Below are 18,621 nucleotides of genomic sequence, written 5' to 3' on the forward strand. Positions count from 1 at the left end.
AGGGTGCCGGCGCGGGTCCTCCGCGCCGGCATTTCCCTGTCCGCACCACCCTTCGCCCGGAGCCCGCGTGATCGCCTCCCCAGTACCCCCGCCGGGGCGATGTCTCGTCCTCGTCCGCCATGGCCAGAGCCAAGCCAACGCCGACGGCCTTTTCACGGGACTGCTCGACTCACCCCTCACCGAGCGGGGCCGACAGGAAGCCTGCTCGGCCGGGCTGCGGCTCAAGGACGAAGGATTTCGCTTCGCCTCAGCCTTCACGTCGACCCTCGCGCGGGCCATCGCGACCTCCCGGCTGGCGCTCGATGCCCTGGGGCAGGCCGATCTGGTGCCCCTCCGGGATGCCGCCCTGGACGAGCGCGACTACGGCGACCTCAGCGGCCTTGGCAAGCAGGGCGCCTACGAACGTTTCGGGGCGGAGCGGATCGAGGGCTGGCGGCGCTCCTACAAGGGTCAGCCGCCGAACGGCGAGAGCCTCCGGGACACCGTCGCCCGGGTCGTGCCCTTCCACCTAAGGCATATCCAGCCGGCGGCGATGCGCGGTCCAACGCTGGTCGTCGCCCACGGCAACTCGTTGCGGGCCTTGGTGATGGTGCTCGAAGGACTGGGCCCAAGGGAAATCGAATCCGTCGAGATCGCGACCGGATCGATCCGGGTCTACGAGTTCGGTCCGGATACCACCATCGCATCCCGCCGCATCATCGACTGAGCTCCGGCTCCGTGCCCGTTCCGGATCGAGCCGGTGCGGCCTCGGCTACTTCCCGCTCGATCTCGCCGCGGGATTGAAGCCAGAGGGCGAGGATCCAGCAGGACACCGCCCAGGCCGCGCCCACGCACCATCCGGCGAGGACATCGCTCGGGTAGTGCACGCCGAGGTAGATCCGGCTCAGCCCAACCGCCACCGTCAGGAACACGCTCAGGCCCATGAAGTACGACTTCATACGGCGGTCGGCGCTCCCTCGGGTCAGGAGGACGCCGAGTGTCAGGAAGGTGACGGTTGCAAGCGTTGCGTGACCGCTCGGGAAGCCCGGCGTGAAGACCCGCACCGCGTTCGGGAAGTCCGGCCTGGGCCGGTCGATGCCGTACTTGAGCAAGGTGCTTGCGATTGCGCCGCCGAGGACCGCGGCCACCATCACCATCGCGAGGCCGCGCTTGCGGACCAGCATGAGGTAACCAACGGTCGCGGCCGAAAGGAAGCCGAGGAAGACGAAGCTTCCCAGCGCGGTGACGTCCCGTCCCGTCTCCTGCACCCAGGCCGGTCCTATGGGGATGGCGAGATCCTTGCCCGTTCGAAGCGCGGTGAGCACCGCCAGGTCGAACCGTGCTGTTCCGCCCTCGATCACCTCGTCGGCGAGAAGCCCGAAGCCGAGGAGCAGTGCCACGACGAGGAAGGCGCCCGCCGCCAGCCCGAAGTCGCGCTGCCCCATGCGTGCTAGGAGCGATGGGGTGATCTCGGCGGCCTTGATCTCATCGGTCGCGACCGGCAGCGAGGGCCGGGTCATCGCGGCGCCCCGGAACGCCTGAGGACGCTTTCCACCAGGATCAGGCCTAGCCCTCCGAACAGGAAGATCGCGGCCGATGTCGTGCCGGCCTGTCCGTAGGCGCGCACCAGCCAAGCCGCCCCGACCCAGGCGACGATGGAGGCGGCGAAGCCGACATCGTCCACGACCAATCCCAGGAGTTCGCGAAGGACGGTTCCGAGCCAGTGCATGCGGATGCCTAGAGGTTGGGAAGGGGACGAAGGGCGGCGGCACGTCGACGGCACGTCGGCACGGCCAGAACCGAGAGGCCGAGGAAGCCCGCGGTCAGCGCCGCGACCGCCCAGTCGCCGCCGGGCCAGTCGAGGCCGATGCCCTCGCCGACCCAGAACGCGCCGAAGGCCGACAGGAGGACGCCGACCGTGAACTTGAGCGTGTTCTCCGGCACCATCGACAGGGGGCGGTGAAGCGCGACGCCGAGCGCCACCACGACGATCAGGGCGCCGAGCGCCCCGAGGCTGGCGGGGACCAGGAGTCCCGCCCCGCCCGCACCGACGGCGACGACGATGAAGACGACTTCCAGGCCTTCGAGCATGGTGATCTTGAAGGCGGTGGTCACGGCCACCGCATCCCATCGAAGGCGGCCGCCGCCTCCGGTGCCCAGCGCGGCCGCCTGCTTGCCGTAAGCCTCGTCCTCGTCGTGCAGGGCGATGACCCCGGCGGAGCGGAGGATGGCCTTGCTCAGCCAACGCATGCCGAACAGCAGCAGCAGGCCGCCGACGACGAGTTGTACGTCCCGCAGGGGGATGCGGGTCAGCAGTGGGCCGAAGAGCAGCACGATGGCAAGGAGGACGGCGAGGGCGCCCGCGGCGCCCGCGAGGGCGTTCCGCCAACCCCGGGTCGCGCCGACGGCGAGCACGATGGTGAGGGCCTCGACGAACTCGACGATGGAGGCGAGAAACGCCGCAAGTGCCGTGGGCCATGCATGCACCCAGTCGATGGCCATTCCGATCCTCCCTGCCACTCGACCGCTTGGCCGGACGCGGTTTCCGTCGGGAGGAAATGTCGCTCTTGCTACCGATGTCAACATCATTGTAGAAAATGCTACATCATGGTTCCAAACGGGGCACCACCGACTGGCGGAGTCGAAGCCGATGGCGGACGAGTTCGGCGACACGGTCCGGCGGCTGATGCCATCCCTGTCCCCCGCCGTTGCCCGGGTTGCGGGTTACCTGGATCAGAACCGGGCGACGGTTCTCGCAAGTTCGGCCCAGCAGATCGCCACGCATCTCGCGACATCGGACGCGACCGTGATCCGCGCCGTCCAGGCGCTGGGGTTCGATGGCCTGCCCGATCTCAAGCAGGCGCTCGCCGCCGGACTCGACGGCCGACGGACGCCGGCGACCGACATGCGTCGAACGCTGGCGGAAGTCGGCGCCACCACCGGCGATGCCATCGATGCCGTGCTGGAAGCGCACCGGGAGGGGATGGAAGCGCTCCGGACCGAGGACGGACGCGCGGGTATCCTCGCGGCGGTCACCGCCCTGCATCCAGCGACCCGGATCGGCGTCTTCGGGATCGGCCCCTCCGCGCATCTTGCCCGGTACGTGGCCTTCCAACTTACGCGCTCGGGACGGCAGAGCCTGCTTCTCGATGCGACGGGATGGTCGCTGGCCGACCAGTTGCTGGGCCTGCATGCCGACGACGCGGTCGTACTCCTGGCCTACGGCAAGCCCTACCGCGAGGTGCAGGCCGTGATGGGCGAGGCGCACCGTCTGGGCCTGCCCGTGGTCCTCGTGACCGACACGGAGACCAGCACCATCGCCCGCAAGGCCACGGTCGTGCTGTTGGCCCGTCGCGGCCGCGCGAACCAGGTCGCCCTTCACGCCACCACGCTCGTCGCCCTGGAGGCCGTCATCCTCGGCCTGGCCGCGGCCGACCGCGACACCGCCCTTCGGCAACTCGCCAACCTCGACCGGCTGAGGAAGCTGATCGGGTCCTGAGCGGCAGCCGTGACGCCGCCGACCCATCGACCTGACGGAGGACCCATCCATGGCCGACGACCGAACCGGTATCGAAGTGAGCAAGGTCCCGGAGATCACGCTGGCCTTCTGGGGGATCAAGATCGTTGCCACGACCCTGGGCGAGGTCGGCGGCAACGCCGTCACCCTGACGTTGGGTCTGGGCTACCTCGTCGGCACCCTGATCTTCGCGACCCTCCTGGCTGTCGCCGTGGCGGCCCAGATCAACGCCAAGCGGTTTCACCCGTCCCTGTACTGGGCCGTCATCACTGCGACGACCTTGGCGGGAACGACGATGGCCGATCTCTTCGACCGGTCGCTGGGCATCGGCTACCTTGGCGGGTCGCTATCCCTCCTCGCGCTCGTGCTGGGCTCGCTCGGCCTCTGGTACAGGTCGGAGGGGACGGTCGCGGTCGAGACCGTCGCGACCCCGAAGGTGGAATGTTTCTACTGGCTGACCATCATGTTCTCGCAGACGCTCGGCACCGCGTTGGGCGACTGGATGGCCGACGACACCCCACTCGGCTACAACGGAAGCGCCCTGCTGATCGCCGGCGCCCTGGCCGTCACGGCCGGTCTCTACTTCTTCACGAAAACCTCCCGCACGGCGCTGTTCTGGGCCGCCTTCATCCTGACGCGTCCGCTCGGTGCGACGGTCGCGAACTCGCTCGACAAGCCCTCTGCCCAGGGTGGCCTGGGGATCAGCGACCTGACCATCTCGGTGGTGCTCGCGGCGTTGATGGTCGTATGCGTTCTGGTCGTTCCCCAGAGGGCCGGCCACCATCCGGCGTCGGCTTAGCCTCGACGTTCCGAGGAAGGCCGAGGCGGGAATTTCGCGGGTCGTCGATTTCTGTGCCTCCACCCTTGAGGCAGATCGAGGACCGGCGTCGCTCCCATGTGGGCCTTCCCCCTGATCGCGAAAGCGTCGGGGATACGGTCGCGCGGATCGTCCCGTCCCACCTGACACTCGTCCAACGGAGCGCGATGCGGGGCGCGGCCGCGGTCCCCGGCCAGGGCAAAGCGTTGCGGGCGTCGGCGATGGTGCCGAAAGGCCTTTGGCCGAGAGAGGTCGAGGGTCATCGAGGTCGCACCTCCCGACAAACGCCGCAAACCTGCCGACCCGACTTTCAGACCGCGCACCCGAGGGACCTGTCGCACCGGCGGATGAAGACGGCAGCCCGCATCCGTCCGCCCTTGCGAAGGATGACGCCACGGTCAGTGGCCGCCCACGGCGAAGGTCGCCCCCGGCTTGTCGTGGGTGCCGACGCGCTCGACCATCGTGGCCGTCGCCTCGTTCATGCCGACGACGTCGACCGCGATGCCGTGATGACGGAACTTCAGCACGACCCGGTCGAGGGCGTTGATGGCCGAGATGTCCCAGAAGTGCGCCGCCTGCAGGTCAGTCACGACCGCCCGCAGGGCCTCCTCGCGAAAACCGAAGGCGGCGTGGAAGGCTTCGGCCGTCGCGAAGAAGATCTGCCCGGTGACCTGGTAGGTCCGCACGTCGCCCTTACCGTGGGACGACCGGACGGCGAAGAACCTCGTAACCTTGTGGGCGAAGAACAGACCGCTGAGGACCACGCCGAAAAGGACGCCCTTGGCGAGGTCGTGGGTGGCGACCACCACCGCCACGGTGCCGAGCATCACGAAGCTCGACGCCTTCGGGTGGGTCACCAGGGTCCCGTGCGACTTCCACTGGAAGGTGTTGATGGCCACCATGATCATCACCGCAACGAGGGCGGCCATCGGGATCCGGGCCACGTAGGGACCAAGCACGACGATCAGGAACAGCAGTCAGGATCTATGAGCTTGCTGCGGACACGACGATCACGGCCCGCTGGATCGACGGGTGAATCCGCCTGTCGGCCCCTCACAATGCGTCTCCGCAAACTCTGAAGGGGTCCGCATTTCATCTATTTCAGTGATGAAAAGCATCTAATCATTCCGTTGGAGTGAATGAACGGGACCTGGGATCCTCCGGCATCACATCGGAGCCATCCATGTCCGCGCCCAGACTTTTCTCCCACTCTCGTCCGACGCGTGCCTTGGCCGGCACGAGAGCCATCCTTCCGGGACTGGGCCTCTGCGTGGCGGTCACCGCCGCAGCGATCGGCTTCGAAGCCGCCGAGGCGCACCTGTTCGGTCGTGCCTGGCTCGAAGCCCTGGTGCTCGCGATCCTGCTCGGCAGCGCGATCCGCACCATTTGGACCCCGTCGCAGCGTTTCTTTCCCGGCATCGCCTTCGGGGCCAAGACCGTGCTGGAGATCGCGGTCGTACTGCTCGGCGCGTCGCTCAGCCTCGCGACGATCCTCGCCGCCGGACCGGGCCTGCTCTTCGGCATCGCGGGCGTCGTCGTCGTGGCGATCCTGTCGAGTTACGGCATCGGCCGAGCGCTCGGGCTGCATCCGCGCATGGCGATCCTCGTGGCCTGCGGGAACTCGATCTGCGGCAACTCGGCGATCGCGGCCACGGCCCCGGTGATCGGCGCCGACGGCGAGGACGTCGCCGCCTCCATCGCCTTCACCGCGGTGCTGGGCGTGCTGGTGGTGCTCGGCCTGCCGCTGCTGGTGCCGCTGCTCGGTCTGTCGCCGATGCAGTACGGCGTGCTCGCCGGCCTCACCGTCTACGCTGTTCCGCAGGTCCTCGCCGCCACCGCGCCGGTCGCGGCGCTCAGCGTCCAGGTCGGAACCCTGGTGAAGCTCGTCCGGGTGCTGATGCTAGGCCCGGTCGTCCTGGTGCTCTCCCTCGGCGCGAGCCGGCTGCGCGAGGAGACCGACGAGGCTGCCCCCGGCGTCACCGCCGGCGACCGCCCGGCCCGCGGCGGCCTCGCGATCCACCGCCTGGTGCCGTGGTTCATCCTCGCCTTCCTGGCGCTCGCGGGCCTTCGCTCGGCCGGGCTGGTCCCGCAGGTTGCGCTCGCGCCGATGTCGGAGACCGCCAACGTGCTGACCGTGGTCTCGATGGCGGCGCTCGGCCTCGGGGTCGACGTGCGCAGCGTCGCCAAGGCCGGGGCGCGGGTGACCCTCGCGGTGGTCGCCTCGCTCCTTGCGCTAGGCGCCGTCAGCCTCGGCCTGATCCACGTGCTCGGCCTCGTCTGATCCGCGCTATGGCATCGATCCGAATTCTTGATGAAAGAACTGCCGTGACACGTTCGTCCCAATCTTCGTCCGAGGCGGTCGCGCAGGCGACGGGATGGTTGATGGGGCCGGGTCGCGAAGCGGCGGACGCGGCAGCCCTTCTCGACGGGTTCAGCGCGTGCCTCTCGGGGCTCGGCCTGCCACTGGCCCGCGCCACCACCCACGCGCCGACCCTGCATCCGTCGTTCCGGTGGGTGATGCGCGTCTGGCATCCCGGAGCGTCGAGCCTAGCCCTGCGTCGCCGCCACGGCATCGAGGGTACGCCGACTTTTCACGGCAACACCGTCGAGCACGTGGTCGAGACCCGTACCCCATTCCGATGCCGTCTCGACGGGGATGGGCCGCTGCCGTTTCCCGTGCTGGGCGAGCTTCGCGACGAGGGTCTGACCGACTACCTCATCGTGCCGCTGCGCGCCGCGCGTGGACGCATGGGCGCCGCCTCCTGGGCCACGGCGAGACCGGGCGGCTTCACGCCGATCGAGATCGACACGTTGCTGGCGCTGGTCGGGTCTTTCTCGCTGCTGTTCGAGATCAAGGCGCTCGACGACATGCTCGGCGCGGTGCTGAGCGCCTATGTCGGGCGCGACCCGGCGCGGCAGATTCTGGCCGGCACGGTGCGGCGTGGCGACGTGCGCCTGATGCGGGCCGCGATGATGCTGACTGACTTGCGCGGGTTCGGTGAACTGTCCGACCGGCAGAGCCCAGACTGTGTCGTGGCCGCCCTCAACCGGATGTTCGATGCCATCGTGCCGGCCATCGAGGCGGAAGGCGGCGAGGTGCTGAAGTATATCGGCGACGGGCTACTGGCCGTGTTCGATGCCGATCGCAACGAGGCCGCGGCGCGCCGTGCCGCGTTGCATGCCGCCGAGGCCGCACTCGCTGCGCTTGCGACCCTGCGCGACGGTGACACAGCTGCCTTCGAGGTCGGCGTCGCACTTCATGTCGGGGAGATCGCCTACGGCAATATCGGCGGCGGCGACCGGGTCGATTTCACGGCGATCGGCCGCGATCTCAACGTGCTCGCTCGAGTCGAGCGCCTGTGCAAGACCTACGACACGCCGCTGATCGCCACCGACACCTTCATCGACGGGTTGGCACATGCCCTCGAACCTCTCGGCACCGTCGCCCTTCGCGGTTTTTCAGAGCGTCACGCCCTGTTCGGGCATCGCAGGACCGCGCCCGTCGGCGCGCCGGCGGCGTGACGCCGAGACGGCGTCCTTGATCGTCCCATCGTAGATCGAAACTTCTCAAATCATCGCGTTTGGAGATCATTCACATCGCGAAAGACCGTTGGAAGGAATAAATCGTATCCCGTAGCATCTCCATGGTCGCGAGGAATCGCGACGGGTCCGATGCCCTCGAACGCATCGACGCCGACATTCTTAGGGGAGAGACCATGCACGGACTGGACAGACCGACGAACCGCCGCCTCGTCCTGGGTGGCCTAGGGCTCGGCAGCCTCGGCGCCGCCATGCCGGCCTGGGCGGCGGGCTCGGTGAAGCTTCCGCTGCCGGGCGGCCCGGATGAGCGGGCGTTGACCACGGCCTTTCCGGACAAGGGCGAGATGATCCTGCAGCGCACTCATCCGCCGCTGCTGGAGACGCCGTTCTCGGTATTCGACGAGGGCGTGTTCACACCCAACGACCGCTTCTACGTCCGTTGGCACTGGGCCTCGATCCCGACCGAAGTCGACGCCGGCACCTTCCGTCTTAAGGTCCACGGCCACGTCGATAAGGAACTCTCGCTCTCCCTCGACGCCATCGCCGGCCTGCCCCGCTTCGAGATCGCCGCGGTGAACCAGTGCTCGGGCAATTCACGCGGGCTGTTCGAGCCGCGTGTGCCCGGCGCGCAATGGGCCAACGGCTCGATGGGCAACGCCCGCTGGACCGGGGTGCGCCTCAAGGACGTGCTCGAACGCGCTGGCGTGAAGTCTGGTGCCTTGCAGGTGCGCTTCAGCGGCCTCGACGAGCCCGTGGTCGACGACGCGCCGGACTTCAAGAAGTCCCTCGATCTCGACCACGCCAACAATGGTGAGGTGATGATCGCCTACGCGATGAACGGCGAGCAACTTCCGCTGCTCAACGGTTTCCCGCTCCGCCTCGTGGTGCCGGGCTGGTACTCGACCTATTGGGTCAAGATGCTGTCCGACATCGAGGTGCTGGACAAGCCCGACGACCAATATTGGATGAAGACCGCCTACCGCATCCCGGACGTGCCGGGCGCCAACATTAAGCCCGGCCAGACCGGCTTCAAGACGGTCCCGATCAACAGGATGGTGCCGCGCTCCTTCGTCACCAACCTGACCGATGGCGCCAAGGTGGCGGCCGGAACGCCGGTGGCCCTTCGCGGCATCGCCTTCGGCGGCGATTGCGGGGTGAAGACGGTCGACTTCTCCGGAGATGGCGGAGCGACGTGGTTCCCGGCGCAGCTCGGCGCGGACGAGGGCCCCTACAGCTTCCGCCGCTTCGAGGGCAGCCTACCGGCGCTGGCCTCCGGCACCCACACGATCAGGGTCCGCTGCACCAACACCAACGGCGTCGCGCAGCCCATGGACCGGGTCTGGAACGGCGCCGGCTTCATGCAGAACGGCATCGAGGCCGTGTCCTTCCAGGCCGCTTGAGGAGAACAGCCATGAACCCAATCCGCCCTGCGGCCCTCATCGCCGCGCTCATACTGTCTCCCCTGGTGGCGCTCGCCGCCCCGGCTCCCGAGCCGATGCGCTTCACCTCGCAATCGATCGAATTCCCGACTTCCGACCGAATGTTCCCCGACGGACCGGGGGCCGAGGCGGTCAATAACAACTGCCTCGCCTGCCACTCGGCCGGGATGGTGCTGACCCAGCCCAAGCTCACGAAGGCGCAGTGGACCGAGACCGTGAACAAGATGGTCCACGTCTACAAGGCGCCCGTCGATCAGGCCGACGTGCAGACCATCGTCGACTACCTCACGGCGTTGAAGCCGACGCCCTGAACCCCCGAATCCCGAGGCCGCCGCGCTATTTCGCCGGCCTCGGGGAATAAACCGCGCCTTCTGGCGTCTCCTCAGGGCGATGCACGGCCGGCCCGGCCTTGCACCACGGATTTCCGATTTCGAACCAGCCCTCACGGCAGGCCCCGGCCGCCGAACGAGCGCGCATGCCCGAGAGACCCGCTTCATGACCCATATCCGCACCAGCCTCCGCACCCTCCTCACCGGAGCCGCCTTGCTCCTAGCCCAGGCCCAGCCCGGGTTCGCCGCCGGCTTCGACGGCGCGATCAAGAACAACGCCCTGGCGCTGAACGCCGCCGGGACCGTCGCCGCTGTTTCGAACAGCGAGGAGAGCGCCGTCGTCGTCTACGACGTCGCCAAGGGCACGGTGCTGCGCCGCCTCGACGGCTTCGTCACGCCGCGCAACATCGTGTTCGCGCCGGACGGCGCCCGCTTCTACGTCTCCGACAGCGGCACCGGCCGGATCACGGTCTACGAGACCGCCACCGGCAAGGAGGCCGGCGTTCTCGCCGCGGGCCCCGGCTCGTTCGGTACGGTGCTCTCGGCCGACGGAGGCAAGCTCTACGTCAACAACGAGGCCGCGAGCACGCTGACCGTGTTCGACACCAGGACCATGCTCGCCGAGGCCGTGATCCCCGGCTTCGCGCAGCCGCGCCAGGGCGTGAAGCTGTCGCCGGACGGCAAGACCGTGTTCGTGACGAACTTCCTCGGCGACAAGATCACGTTGGTCGATACCGCTACCAACAAGATCACCGGCGAGATCGCCGGGTTCGACAAGCTGCGCGCCATCTCGATCACCAAGGACGGTAAGACGCTGTTTGCCGCCAACAGCGGCCGCAATACCATCGGCGTGGTCGATGTCGCCGCCCGTAAGGTCACCTCCGAGGTGGCAGTGGGCAAGGACCCCTACGGCGCCGCGCTGACCCCGGACGGGCGCTTCGTCTATTCGGGCAATCTCAAGGACAACTCCTTGTCGGTGATCGACACCGGCACTCTCAAGGTCGTCGCAACGGTGACCGGCCTGAACGAGCCGCGCCAGGCGATCGCGTTCTCGACCGACAACGCCCGCGCCTACGTCCTCAACCGCGACCTCAGCGTCGCCGTGGTGGACCGGGCGAAGAACGCGGTCATCTCGACGATGAAGCCCTGAGGCGACGCGCGCCGGGGGCCTTATCGGTTCCCGGCGCGTTCTCGTCGTCGACACGTCACGAACGCAGGACAAAGACCCCATGCTCGGCCTGTTCCAGCGCAAGGACCGCCTCATCGTCCACGGCAAGGCGCCCTACAACGCCGAGCCGCCGCTCGATCGCCTGCGCGCGACCTTCATTACCGAGCAGGCCGACTTCTACGTCCGCAGCCACGGCGACATCCCGGACATCGACGCCGACAGCTACCGCCTGACCGTCGACGGGATGGTCGCGACGCCGCTCGACCTGTCCGTCGCCGACCTCAAGGCGCGGTTCGCACCCATCACCGTCACGGCAGTAATGCAATGCGCCGGCAACCGCCGGGCCGACATGCTGGCGGTGGCCCCGGTCGCCGGCGACCCGTGGGCGGCCGGCGCCATCGGCAACGCGGAATGGACCGGCGTGCGCCTCGCCGACGTGCTGCGCGCGGCCGGCCTCGACGCGGGGGGCGCACGTCACGTCGCCTTCGAGAGCCACGACCGGATCGCCCATACGGACACGCGCTTCGGCGCCTCGATCCCGCTCGCCAAGGCGCTCGCCCCCGAGACGCTGCTCGCCTTCGCGATGAACAGCGAGCCTCTCGCCCCCGAGCACGGCCATCCGTTGCGCGTGGTGGTGCCGGGCTTTGCCGGTATCCGCAGCCCGAAGTGGCTCGCCCGCATCACGGTGCAGGATCACCCCTCCGACAACCCGATGCAGGCCGACGACTACAAGCTGTTTCCGCCCGACGTGACCGCCGAGACCGCGGACCCCGCCCACGGCATCACCATCGAGGCGATGCCGCTCAACAGCGCGATCTGCGAGCCCGCCCGCGGCGCAGCGTTGAAGGCCGGCCGGCACGCGATCCGCGGCTACGCCATCGCCAGCGACCGAGCGGTCGCCCGCGTCGACGTCTCGACGGATGGCGGTCGCAGCTGGGCGCAGGCCCGGATCGACCGCGATGCGGACGCGCCCTACGCCTGGACGTTCTGGGAGATCGACTGCGAGCTGACGACCGGCGAGCACGAACTCGCGGTGCGGGCCTGGGACTCCGCCGGCCAGACCCAGCCTGCGGCGCCGGACGACACCTGGAACTACAAGGGCTACCTCAGCGCCGCCTGGCACCGGGTGCGGGTCACGGTGGCCTGACCGTCACGCCCAGAGCAGGGCAGTGGCCGCGAGGCCCGAGATCGCGATGAGTAGGGCCGCAACCCCGACGGTGAGGATGCGCGGCATCATCGGGATCTCGGCATGGGCGAGTCGCGCTCGGATCGCCCGGTCCCGCCATGCGGCGCCGGCGAACGAAGCAAGCGCGCAGGCGATCAGCGTGAGCGACAGCACCTTCAGTGGCCAGACCGCCAGCACCTCTCGCAGGAAGCGCTGCGCGGCCAGGCCGACGCCGAGGAAGGCGAGCCCGGTGCGAAGCCACGCCACGAAGGTGCGCTCGGCTGCCAGCACCGTGCGGTCCTCGGCGAGCCTGACCCGCGGGTCGTCGGGGGGAACGGGCTTCGCAGGTTCCCTCATCCGGCAGCCGCCTCCTGGATCAGGTCGAGCAGCGCGTCGGCTGCCCGACTGCGATAGCGCTCCTTGTGGCGCAGCACCCGGAAGGGCCGGCTCGGCAGGGCGAACGCCGCCCGCACCAGCGTTCCGGCCCGTAGCGCGGCGGCGACCACGGTCTCGGACAGGACGGCGGCCCCGCCCCCGGCCTCGACGGCGGCGCGCACCGCCTCGTTCGAGGGCAGTTCGAGCGTGACCCGGAGTTGGGCCGTGGAGAGGCCAGCCTCCATGAGCGCTGCCTCGAAGGCCGAGCGGGTTCCGGATCCCGCCTCGCGCAGCACCCAATCGGCCCCGGCGAGGTCCTCGGGTGCGAGCGCGGTCGCCCCCGCGAAGGGATGTGTTGGGGCAACCACGAGGACGAGTTGGTCCCGCGCGATGGTGGTGCTCGCAAGCGTCGGGTCGTCCAACGCTCCCTCGACGAAGCCGAGTTCGGCCTGCCCGGCGCGCACCGCGTCGGCGGCATCGGTGGTGTTGCCGACCGCCAGCCGGATGGCGATCTCAGGGTAGGTGCGGCGGAAGGCGACGAGGTGGCGCGGCAGCCAGTCGCTGGCGATGGTCTGGCTGGCGTAGAGCGCCAGCGTCCCGCGTCGCAGGCAGCTGAGGTCGGCGAGCACCAGTTCGGCGGCTTCCGCCCGGGCGAGCACCGCGCGAGCCTCGATGAGGAATACGCGCCCCGCCTCGGTGAGTTCGATCCCGCGGCCGACCCGGTGAAACAGCTTCGTCGCGTGCCGCCCCTCGATGTTGGCGATCGCCGTGCTGACCGCCGACTGGACGATGTTCAGCGCCTCGGCGGCTCGCGTCACGTGCTGCCGCTCGGCCACCGCCACGAAGATGCGAAGCTGGTCGAGGGTCACGGCTGCCGACGATCCGGCGCGAGGCCGCGGACGTGCGCATCGACCGCCTGCGCGACGGTGAGCAGCCGGGCCTCGTCGGTACGGCCGGTGACGACGTAGGACATGCCACCATCGACCCAGGAGAAGGCAGCGATGTCGCCCTCTCGGGCGAAGCGGAAGAGCGTTCGCCCATCGCCGTCTCCGACGCGGCTGTAAAGCGTCAGGCGGGTTCCGCGGTCGTCGTCGTACATTAGCATCGCTGCGGATTCAGCGCCGGCCGGCAGCAGCCGCCCGCCCATCAGGCGAAACCCTTGGGCCGCGAGATCGGGGGCCGCGACCGCGTGACCGAGGCGCTTCGAGAGCCACGTCACGAGGTGGGGCTTCTCGTCGGCGCGCACCTCCACCGGATGCACCACCTCGACCACGAAGGTGCGAAAGGCCGCGACCGCGTCCTGCGTCGCCGGTGACTCCGTCACCATCGCCGTTGCGGGTCCGCCGCGCAGGGCATGGCCGACCCAGCCGCCGGCACCGCCGAGCGCAAGGCAGAGCACGGCTGCAGCCGCCATGGGGAACCAGCCCCTGCCGACGAACCGACGTCGCGGGCGAATGTTGGCCACCCGGAGCCGCGCCGGGATCGCCTCCTCGGCGATCGGCGCGAGGCGGGCACGCAGGCGCTCGCGCAGAGCGCGATCCGCCGAGACCTCGGCCGCACGCGCGGGGTTTCCTTTGAGCCATGCCTCGACCAGCGCCTGCCGCTCCGGTTCGAGGCGGCCATCGATCAGGCCGTGCAGGTCGTCCTCGCCGACCGGGCGTGGATCCCCGCTCATTTCACCCTCCTCAAGAGGCCGGTTCGGCCTGTTTCCAGAAAACTTCGCATCCGCGTCCGCGCCCGGCTCAACCGCGACATCACGGTGCCGAGCGGTACGCCAAGCACCTGGGCCGCCTCGGCATAGGACAGATCCTCCACCGAGACGAGGAGCAGCACCGAGCGCTGTTCCTCGGGCAGGGCGTCGAGGCCGGCGAGCACGTCGCGGGCCCCCATCGCGGCCTCCGGGTCGATACCTGGGTCGGGCACCTGCTCCAGCGCTTCCGCGCCGCAATCGACGCCGCGCCGGCCCTGGCGCCGGACGGCGCCGAGGAACAGGTTGCGCTCGATCGTGAACAGCCACGCTCGGAGGTCGCTGTCGCGGCGGCGCCCGGACCAAGCGGACAAGGCCCGCTCCAGGGTGTCCTGGACGAGGTCGTCCGCCGCCTCGCGGTCTCGCAACAGCGCGACGGCGTAGCGCCGCAGGGCCGGGATTTGCGGTTCGATCAGGGCGGCGATCTCGTCCAACGATGCTTCCCGGTCAGAGGGGGCCGATCAAGGCATTCACCGATCAAGGCTTGGCGATGTGCCACGCGCCATTGAGGAAGCCGTCGCCGGTGATGTCGCCGGGCTTGGTGTCCTTGGCAAAGGTGTAGAGCGGCTTGCCCTTGTAGGCCCACTGCATCGTGCCGTCGTCCCGCGTCACCATCGTCCAGTCGCCGCTGGCGGCCGAGCCGGAGGCGGCCATCAGGGCCGGCCAGTTGGTGGCGCAGGGGCCGTTGCACATCGACTTGCCGCCCATGTCCTTGTCGAAGGTGTAGAGGGTCATGCTCTTGGCATCGACGAGCGCCGGCCCCTTGGCGGTCTCGGCCGTCATGGCAGGCGCGGCGGCCTGGGCGGCCAAGGCGGAGAAGGCGACAGCCGCGAAGGCGCCGCGGATCAGCAGAGTGCGCATGGGTGAGGTCTCCCGCGGTCGAGCATGACCGCATCGGGAGGGATGCCGAAGAGGCGCCTCTATTCCACGCGTCTTCTCGACGACAGATCACGAAGGCGTGAACGGGCTCTCAGCCACATCCGCGGAATAAAGCCGCGCCCCAGGCATCCTTCCCATCGACACCGGATCAAAAGGAAGCCGCATGCGCGGAGCACTGGGATTTGCCGTGACGGCGGCGCTGATGGCGAGCGGCCTCGTCGGCGGCCGGATGATGATGCGCCCGACCTTGGCCGCCACCGAGCCAGCGGCAGCTCCGTCTGCGTCCTTCGACGCGATGATGGCGCAGTCGATGGCGCAGATGCATGCCGACATGATGGTCCCGCCCTCGGGCGACCCCGACCGCGACTTCGCCGCGATGATGATCCCGCACCACGAAGGCGCGATCGCGATGGCGAAGGCGGAGCTGCTCCACGGCGAGGATCCGGTCCTGCGCCGCCTCGCGCAGGGGATCGTCGTCGAGCAGGGCCAGGAGATCGATGTGATGCGCCGCGCGCTCGCCGATCGCCTCGCGATGCCGGGTCGGGCCGCCGGCGCCCCTCCCGTTCACCACCATGGCGCGGCACCTGCCGCCGAGATGCCTTCGGAGCACCGCCGATGAAGACCGCCCTGACCGTTCTCGCCCTTGTGCTGCTCTCCGGCTCGGCCTTCGCCGGGCAGGCTCCAGGCCCCGCCTCGGCGCCCGACGTGCCCATCAGCAGCAAAGACCGGTTCTACACCTCCGATCAGTTCTCCAATACGGTCTCTGTGGTCGATCCCGCCGCCAACACCCTGCTCGGGGTGATCCGGCTCGGCGACCCGACGCCGACAAACCTGAGCCCGCTCTATCGCGGGCAGCTTCTGGTTCACGGCATGGGCTTCTCGCCGGACCACAGGACCCTGCTCGCGGTCTCGATCGGTTCGAACTCCGTGAGCTTCATCGACACGGCGACCAACGCGGTCCGCCACACCGCCTATGTCGGCCGCTCGCCGCACGAAGCCTTCTTCACGCCGGACGGCCGAGAGGTCTGGGTGAGCGTGCGCGGCGAGGACTATATCGCCGTGCTCGATGCCGCGACCGCCATGGAGACCCGCCGGATCACCGTACCGAACGGGCCGGGCATGACGATCTTCTCGCCGGACGGCACCTACGGTTACGTCTGCTCCAGCTTCAGCCCCGAGACCGTCGTCATCGACACCAAGACCCACGCCATCGTCGGCCGCGTGAAGCAGGAGAGTCCGTTCTGCCCCGACATCGCCGCCACGCCGGACGGCAAGCAGGTGTGGTTCACCCTCAAGGATGTCGGCCGGACCCAGGTGTTTTCGGCGCGTCCGCCATTCGCGCCGCTGAAGACGATCGAGACCGGGCCGATCACCAACCACGTCAACATCGTCTCGACCAAGGCCGGCCAGTTCGCCTACGTGACGATTGGCGGCCTGAACCAGGTCAAGGTGTTCCGCACCGACGATTTCTCCCAGCTCGCAACGATCCCGACCGGCGCCCTGCCGCACGGGCTCTGGCCCTCGGGCGACGGCAGCCGCGTCTATGTCGGTCTGGAGAACGCCGACAAGGCCGCGGTGATCGACACCGCGTCGAACACGGTGATCGCCGAGGTGCCGATCGGGCAGGGTCCGCAGGGCGTCGCCTACGTCCCGAACGCCGTACCGGAGGGCGACGGAATGCAAAACCTGCAGCCGCTGGGGGCCGCAGGCCAGACCAGTGCGCTGACGCTCGCGGGCAGCGACGGCAAGCCGGCGACGCAGGTCACCCTGTTCGACCAGGGCGTGCTGCAGACGCTGCAGGCCGCGATCACGGGACTGGCGCCGAAGATGCCGTTCGTGCTGGCGCTGTCCGCAGATCCGAAGGGCGCGACCGGCCTGGAGCCACTCGCCGCCTTCACCACCAACCCGGCCGGCGCGGCCATCGTCAACGCGATCGGCCCGATCCGGCAAGTCACCCGCAAGGACGCCGGCCCGAGCCGCCGTTACCTCGTGGTCGCGGCGGGCAAGCCCGGCAAACTCGGCGGCGTCGTGCAGGTGCAGATCACGGATTAATCGAGCGGTGTCGCCAGTCCGGAAGGCGAACATCTCAAACAATGCCTCCGTGACGCGAGCCCAGCCTCGATGTCTGCTTTCGAGAACAGCGTCAGCCCGCTTCTATGGCGTAGTTGGGTCGGATGCGGAATGTCCGCTTGCGGGCGGCCGGTTACCTTCCGCATTCCACCCCAAGCTGACCTCGCGAATGGGTACCAAGCGTCAGGTTTCGACCACTAGGGCGTGTCATCGCTTGAGCCAATCGAGGGCGGCGGCGAGGTAGAGGACGCCCATGAAGCTGACGGCGGTCTTCTCGTAGCGGGTGGCGATGGCGCGCCACTCTTTGAGCCTGGCCCAGAGGCGCTCGACCTGGTTACGGTTGTTGTAGATCCAATCCGGGCAGGCCACGGGCGCTTCGTGGCGCTGAGGCGGGATCGCAGGCCGAGCGCCCATGTCCCAGATGTGTTCGCGAAAGACGTGGCTGGTATAGCCGCGGTCTCCCACGACCCATTTGGGCACCCCCGGCAGTTGATCGAGCAGGGGAACAGCGTGAGGGAGTTCATGGGCCTGACCGGGCGCCAGCCGGAAGGCGATGGCGCGGCCCTGCCCGTCGGCGATCACGCAAGCCTTGGTACTATCGCCGCCACGCGAGCGGCCAAGAGCTTCACGAGCGTCTCGCTCGGCCGCAGATCCCCCCTTTTGGCGGCTCCCGCCGCCTTTTGGTGCGCCCGCACGTTCGTGCCGTCGAGGAACACCATGCCGAGTTGGACGCCGCGTTCCTGCACAAGGTGAAGAAGCCGCTCCCAGACGCCGGCACGCGACCAGCGGATGAAGATCTGGGCGGCCCGCCACCAGGGTCCCAATTCCTCGGGAATGGCCCGCCATTTGGCCCCGTTCTGATGCCGCCAGAGAATGGCCGAGAGCGTGCGCTGCAGATCCTGCGGAGGCGTTTTGGCCTTGGGCCGGCAGGCTTCAACCAGAGGCTCCAGATCAGCCCATTGCGCGTCGCTCAGCATCGTCCCTCCTCCATCAGAGAGACGAAAACGCAAGCCCAGCCAATCTGTTCAGGCGACGACAGGCCCTAGGGGCCCGCATCCACGGGACCTACGGAAACGTCGCCAGGCAACCGGGCTTCAAGGACGCAAAAGAAACCTATGTTATGCGGCAACCTACCGGCCAGGCCGGCCTTTGGTATCCATGCCCCTGCCTGACACCGCCGATGCCCCCCATGTCCTCGTGGTCGACGACGACGCCCTCATCTTGATGGATGTGTCCGACATCCTGGAGGATGCCGGTTTCGTGGTTCTTGAGGCGATGAACGTCGCCCAGGCGATGCGGGTGCTAGACGAGCACCACGGCAAGGTGCAGCTGCTGTTCACGGACGTGCAGATGCCCGGCCCGGACAACGGCTTCGACCTGGCGCGGCGGACGGCCGTGACGTGGCCCCACATCGCCATCGTGGTCGCCTCCGGCAATGTGCGACCTGAACCCGGGGACCTGCCCTATGGGGCGACGTTCATCGGGAAGCCGTTCAGCCCCTCCTTGGTCCGGCACCACGTGCGCGAGACGATGCCGCCGGAGAAGCACCCCGGGCCCCTTCGGAGGTAAGCCCGGGATCGGTTGGCCGGAGCCCCA

The 18,621-nt window shown here is 68.8% G+C and carries 21 protein-coding genes and 1 pseudogene; 12 read left to right on the forward strand and 10 right to left on the reverse strand.

Annotated elements, in window-relative coordinates; all coding sequences use genetic code 11:
• Positions 1-67 precede the first annotated feature (67 nt).
• Positions 68-706 (forward strand): 2,3-bisphosphoglycerate-dependent phosphoglycerate mutase, encoded by a 639-nt coding sequence (locus FV230_RS00785; protein WP_147840828.1) that lies wholly within the window; start codon positions 68-70, stop codon positions 704-706.
• Here FV230_RS00785 and FV230_RS00790 read toward each other — a convergent pair.
• Genes FV230_RS00790 through FV230_RS00800 form a run of 3 tightly spaced genes read right to left on the reverse strand, consistent with a single transcriptional unit; the run spans position 696 to position 2,481 of the window.
• Complete coding sequence (locus FV230_RS00790; RefSeq protein ID WP_147840829.1) at positions 696-1,499, reverse strand: phosphatase PAP2 family protein; 804 nt, start codon at positions 1,497-1,499, stop codon at positions 696-698. The two genes, FV230_RS00785 and FV230_RS00790, sit on opposite strands and share 11 nt — an antisense overlap.
• On the reverse strand, positions 1,496-1,708 hold the full coding sequence (locus FV230_RS00795) for a hypothetical protein (protein WP_147762555.1): 213 nt from the start codon (positions 1,706-1,708) through the stop codon (positions 1,496-1,498). Before FV230_RS00795 ends, FV230_RS00790 begins: the two co-directional genes overlap by 4 nt.
• A gap of 8 nt (positions 1,709-1,716) precedes the next feature.
• On the reverse strand, positions 1,717-2,481 hold the full coding sequence (locus tag FV230_RS00800) for a TMEM165/GDT1 family protein (RefSeq protein ID WP_147840830.1): 765 nt from the start codon (positions 2,479-2,481) through the stop codon (positions 1,717-1,719).
• Between the two features lie 148 nt (positions 2,482-2,629).
• On the opposite strand from FV230_RS00800, the gene FV230_RS00805 reads away from it, so the two are divergent.
• Positions 2,630-3,478 carry a MurR/RpiR family transcriptional regulator gene (locus tag FV230_RS00805; RefSeq protein WP_187275329.1) on the forward strand — a complete coding sequence of 283 codons (849 nt, stop codon included), beginning with the start codon at positions 2,630-2,632 and terminating at the stop codon, positions 3,476-3,478.
• Between the two features lie 49 nt (positions 3,479-3,527).
• On the forward strand, positions 3,528-4,295 hold the full coding sequence (locus FV230_RS00810; protein WP_147840832.1) for a hypothetical protein: 768 nt from the start codon (positions 3,528-3,530) through the stop codon (positions 4,293-4,295).
• A gap of 416 nt (positions 4,296-4,711) precedes the next feature.
• On the opposite strand, the pseudogene FV230_RS00815 reads toward FV230_RS00810, so the two are convergent.
• Positions 4,712-5,290: pseudogene (locus tag FV230_RS00815) on the reverse strand (STAS domain-containing protein); the annotation flags it as partial.
• Between the two features lie 206 nt (positions 5,291-5,496).
• Here FV230_RS00815 and FV230_RS00820 point away from each other — a divergent pair.
• The 6 genes from FV230_RS00820 to FV230_RS00845 all read left to right on the forward strand — a co-directional run bounded on the left by FV230_RS00820 (position 5,497) and on the right by FV230_RS00845 (position 11,936).
• Positions 5,497-6,594 (forward strand): putative sulfate exporter family transporter, encoded by a 1,098-nt coding sequence (locus tag FV230_RS00820; RefSeq protein WP_147840833.1) that lies wholly within the window; start codon positions 5,497-5,499, stop codon positions 6,592-6,594.
• 101 nt (positions 6,595-6,695) lie between these two features.
• A complete protein-coding gene (locus tag FV230_RS00825) occupies positions 6,696-7,835 on the forward strand; it encodes an adenylate/guanylate cyclase domain-containing protein (RefSeq protein ID WP_147840834.1) in 1,140 nt (379 codons plus the stop codon).
• 194 nt (positions 7,836-8,029) lie between these two features.
• On the forward strand, positions 8,030-9,253 hold the full coding sequence (locus FV230_RS00830) for a molybdopterin-dependent oxidoreductase (protein WP_147840835.1): 1,224 nt from the start codon (positions 8,030-8,032) through the stop codon (positions 9,251-9,253).
• A gap of 11 nt (positions 9,254-9,264) precedes the next feature.
• Complete coding sequence (locus FV230_RS00835) at positions 9,265-9,603, forward strand: cytochrome c (protein WP_147762548.1); 339 nt, start codon at positions 9,265-9,267, stop codon at positions 9,601-9,603.
• 184 nt (positions 9,604-9,787) lie between these two features.
• On the forward strand, positions 9,788-10,771 hold the full coding sequence (locus FV230_RS00840) for a beta-propeller fold lactonase family protein (protein ID WP_147840836.1): 984 nt from the start codon (positions 9,788-9,790) through the stop codon (positions 10,769-10,771).
• A 79-nt stretch (positions 10,772-10,850) separates the two neighbouring features.
• Positions 10,851-11,936 carry a sulfite oxidase gene (locus tag FV230_RS00845; RefSeq protein WP_147840837.1) on the forward strand — a complete coding sequence of 362 codons (1,086 nt, stop codon included), beginning with the start codon at positions 10,851-10,853 and terminating at the stop codon, positions 11,934-11,936.
• A 3-nt stretch (positions 11,937-11,939) separates the two neighbouring features.
• Here FV230_RS00845 and FV230_RS00850 read toward each other — a convergent pair whose 3' ends face one another.
• The 5 genes from FV230_RS00850 to FV230_RS00870 are packed head-to-tail and all read right to left on the reverse strand — an operon-like array spanning position 11,940 to position 14,937.
• The gene (locus tag FV230_RS00850) at positions 11,940-12,311 is read right to left on the reverse strand and encodes a DUF202 domain-containing protein (RefSeq protein WP_056203338.1); all 372 of its coding nucleotides are present in this window, start codon (positions 12,309-12,311) and stop codon (positions 11,940-11,942) included.
• A complete protein-coding gene (locus FV230_RS00855; RefSeq protein WP_147840838.1) occupies positions 12,308-13,198 on the reverse strand; it encodes a LysR family transcriptional regulator in 891 nt (296 codons plus the stop codon). Before FV230_RS00855 ends, FV230_RS00850 begins: the two co-directional genes overlap by 4 nt.
• Entirely contained in the window at positions 13,195-14,004 is an 810-nt protein-coding gene (locus tag FV230_RS00860) for an anti-sigma factor (protein ID WP_147840839.1), read from the reverse strand. Before FV230_RS00860 ends, FV230_RS00855 begins: the two co-directional genes overlap by 4 nt.
• Positions 14,001-14,510 carry an RNA polymerase sigma factor gene (locus FV230_RS00865; protein ID WP_147840840.1) on the reverse strand — a complete coding sequence of 170 codons (510 nt, stop codon included), beginning with the start codon at positions 14,508-14,510 and terminating at the stop codon, positions 14,001-14,003. Before FV230_RS00865 ends, FV230_RS00860 begins: the two co-directional genes overlap by 4 nt.
• A gap of 43 nt (positions 14,511-14,553) precedes the next feature.
• Entirely contained in the window at positions 14,554-14,937 is a 384-nt protein-coding gene (locus tag FV230_RS00870; RefSeq protein WP_147840841.1) for a hypothetical protein, read from the reverse strand.
• A 181-nt stretch (positions 14,938-15,118) separates the two neighbouring features.
• Between FV230_RS00870 and FV230_RS00875 the strand changes: the two genes are divergently transcribed.
• Positions 15,119-15,574: a DUF305 domain-containing protein gene (locus tag FV230_RS00875; RefSeq protein ID WP_147840842.1), complete on the forward strand. Its 456-nt coding sequence runs from the start codon at positions 15,119-15,121 to the stop codon at positions 15,572-15,574.
• Positions 15,571-17,007, forward strand: coding sequence for a YncE family protein (locus tag FV230_RS00880; RefSeq protein WP_147840843.1), 1,437 nt, complete (start codon positions 15,571-15,573; stop codon positions 17,005-17,007). The genes FV230_RS00875 and FV230_RS00880 overlap by 4 nt, the downstream gene beginning before the upstream one ends.
• 225 nt (positions 17,008-17,232) lie before the next feature.
• On the opposite strand, the gene FV230_RS00885 is transcribed toward FV230_RS00880, so the two are convergent.
• Positions 17,233-18,002 (reverse strand): IS5 family transposase gene (locus FV230_RS00885; protein ID WP_147840844.1). Its coding sequence is split into 2 segments (ribosomal slippage): positions 17,233-17,687 and positions 17,687-18,002, totalling 771 coding nucleotides; the frame shifts between segments, so codons are not numbered across the junction.
• A gap of 220 nt (positions 18,003-18,222) precedes the next feature.
• On the opposite strand from FV230_RS00885, the gene FV230_RS00890 reads away from it, so the two are divergent.
• On the forward strand, positions 18,223-18,594 hold the full coding sequence (locus FV230_RS00890) for a response regulator (RefSeq protein WP_147840845.1): 372 nt from the start codon (positions 18,223-18,225) through the stop codon (positions 18,592-18,594).
• Positions 18,595-18,621 lie beyond the last annotated feature (27 nt).

The sequence above is a fragment of the Methylobacterium sp. WL6 genome, assembly GCF_008040095.1.
In the GTDB taxonomy this organism is placed as follows: Bacteria; Pseudomonadota; Alphaproteobacteria; order Rhizobiales; family Beijerinckiaceae; genus Methylobacterium.

Bases quoted from the DNA above. Each gene is read 5' to 3' on its own strand.
- FV230_RS00790 (WP_147840829.1), bottom strand. From the start codon at position 1,499: ATGACCCGGCCCTCGCTGCCGGTCGCGACCGATGAGATCAAGGCCGCC.
- FV230_RS00795 (WP_147762555.1), bottom strand. From the start codon at position 1,708: ATGCACTGGCTCGGAACCGTCCTTCGCGAACTCCTGGGATTGGTCGTG.
- FV230_RS00800 (WP_147840830.1), bottom strand. From the start codon at position 2,481: ATGGCCATCGACTGGGTGCATGCATGGCCCACGGCACTTGCGGCGTTT.
- FV230_RS00805 (WP_187275329.1), top strand. From the start codon at position 2,630: ATGGCGGACGAGTTCGGCGACACGGTCCGGCGGCTGATGCCATCCCTG.
- FV230_RS00810 (WP_147840832.1), top strand. From the start codon at position 3,528: ATGGCCGACGACCGAACCGGTATCGAAGTGAGCAAGGTCCCGGAGATC.
- FV230_RS00820 (WP_147840833.1), top strand. From the start codon at position 5,497: ATGTCCGCGCCCAGACTTTTCTCCCACTCTCGTCCGACGCGTGCCTTG.
- FV230_RS00825 (WP_147840834.1), top strand. From the start codon at position 6,696: ATGGGGCCGGGTCGCGAAGCGGCGGACGCGGCAGCCCTTCTCGACGGG.
- FV230_RS00830 (WP_147840835.1), top strand. From the start codon at position 8,030: ATGCACGGACTGGACAGACCGACGAACCGCCGCCTCGTCCTGGGTGGC.
- FV230_RS00835 (WP_147762548.1), top strand. From the start codon at position 9,265: ATGAACCCAATCCGCCCTGCGGCCCTCATCGCCGCGCTCATACTGTCT.
- FV230_RS00840 (WP_147840836.1), top strand. From the start codon at position 9,788: ATGACCCATATCCGCACCAGCCTCCGCACCCTCCTCACCGGAGCCGCC.
- FV230_RS00845 (WP_147840837.1), top strand. From the start codon at position 10,851: ATGCTCGGCCTGTTCCAGCGCAAGGACCGCCTCATCGTCCACGGCAAG.
- FV230_RS00850 (WP_056203338.1), bottom strand. From the start codon at position 12,311: ATGAGGGAACCTGCGAAGCCCGTTCCCCCCGACGACCCGCGGGTCAGG.
- FV230_RS00860 (WP_147840839.1), bottom strand. From the start codon at position 14,004: ATGAGCGGGGATCCACGCCCGGTCGGCGAGGACGACCTGCACGGCCTG.
- FV230_RS00870 (WP_147840841.1), bottom strand. From the start codon at position 14,937: ATGCGCACTCTGCTGATCCGCGGCGCCTTCGCGGCTGTCGCCTTCTCC.
- FV230_RS00875 (WP_147840842.1), top strand. From the start codon at position 15,119: ATGCGCGGAGCACTGGGATTTGCCGTGACGGCGGCGCTGATGGCGAGC.
- FV230_RS00880 (WP_147840843.1), top strand. From the start codon at position 15,571: ATGAAGACCGCCCTGACCGTTCTCGCCCTTGTGCTGCTCTCCGGCTCG.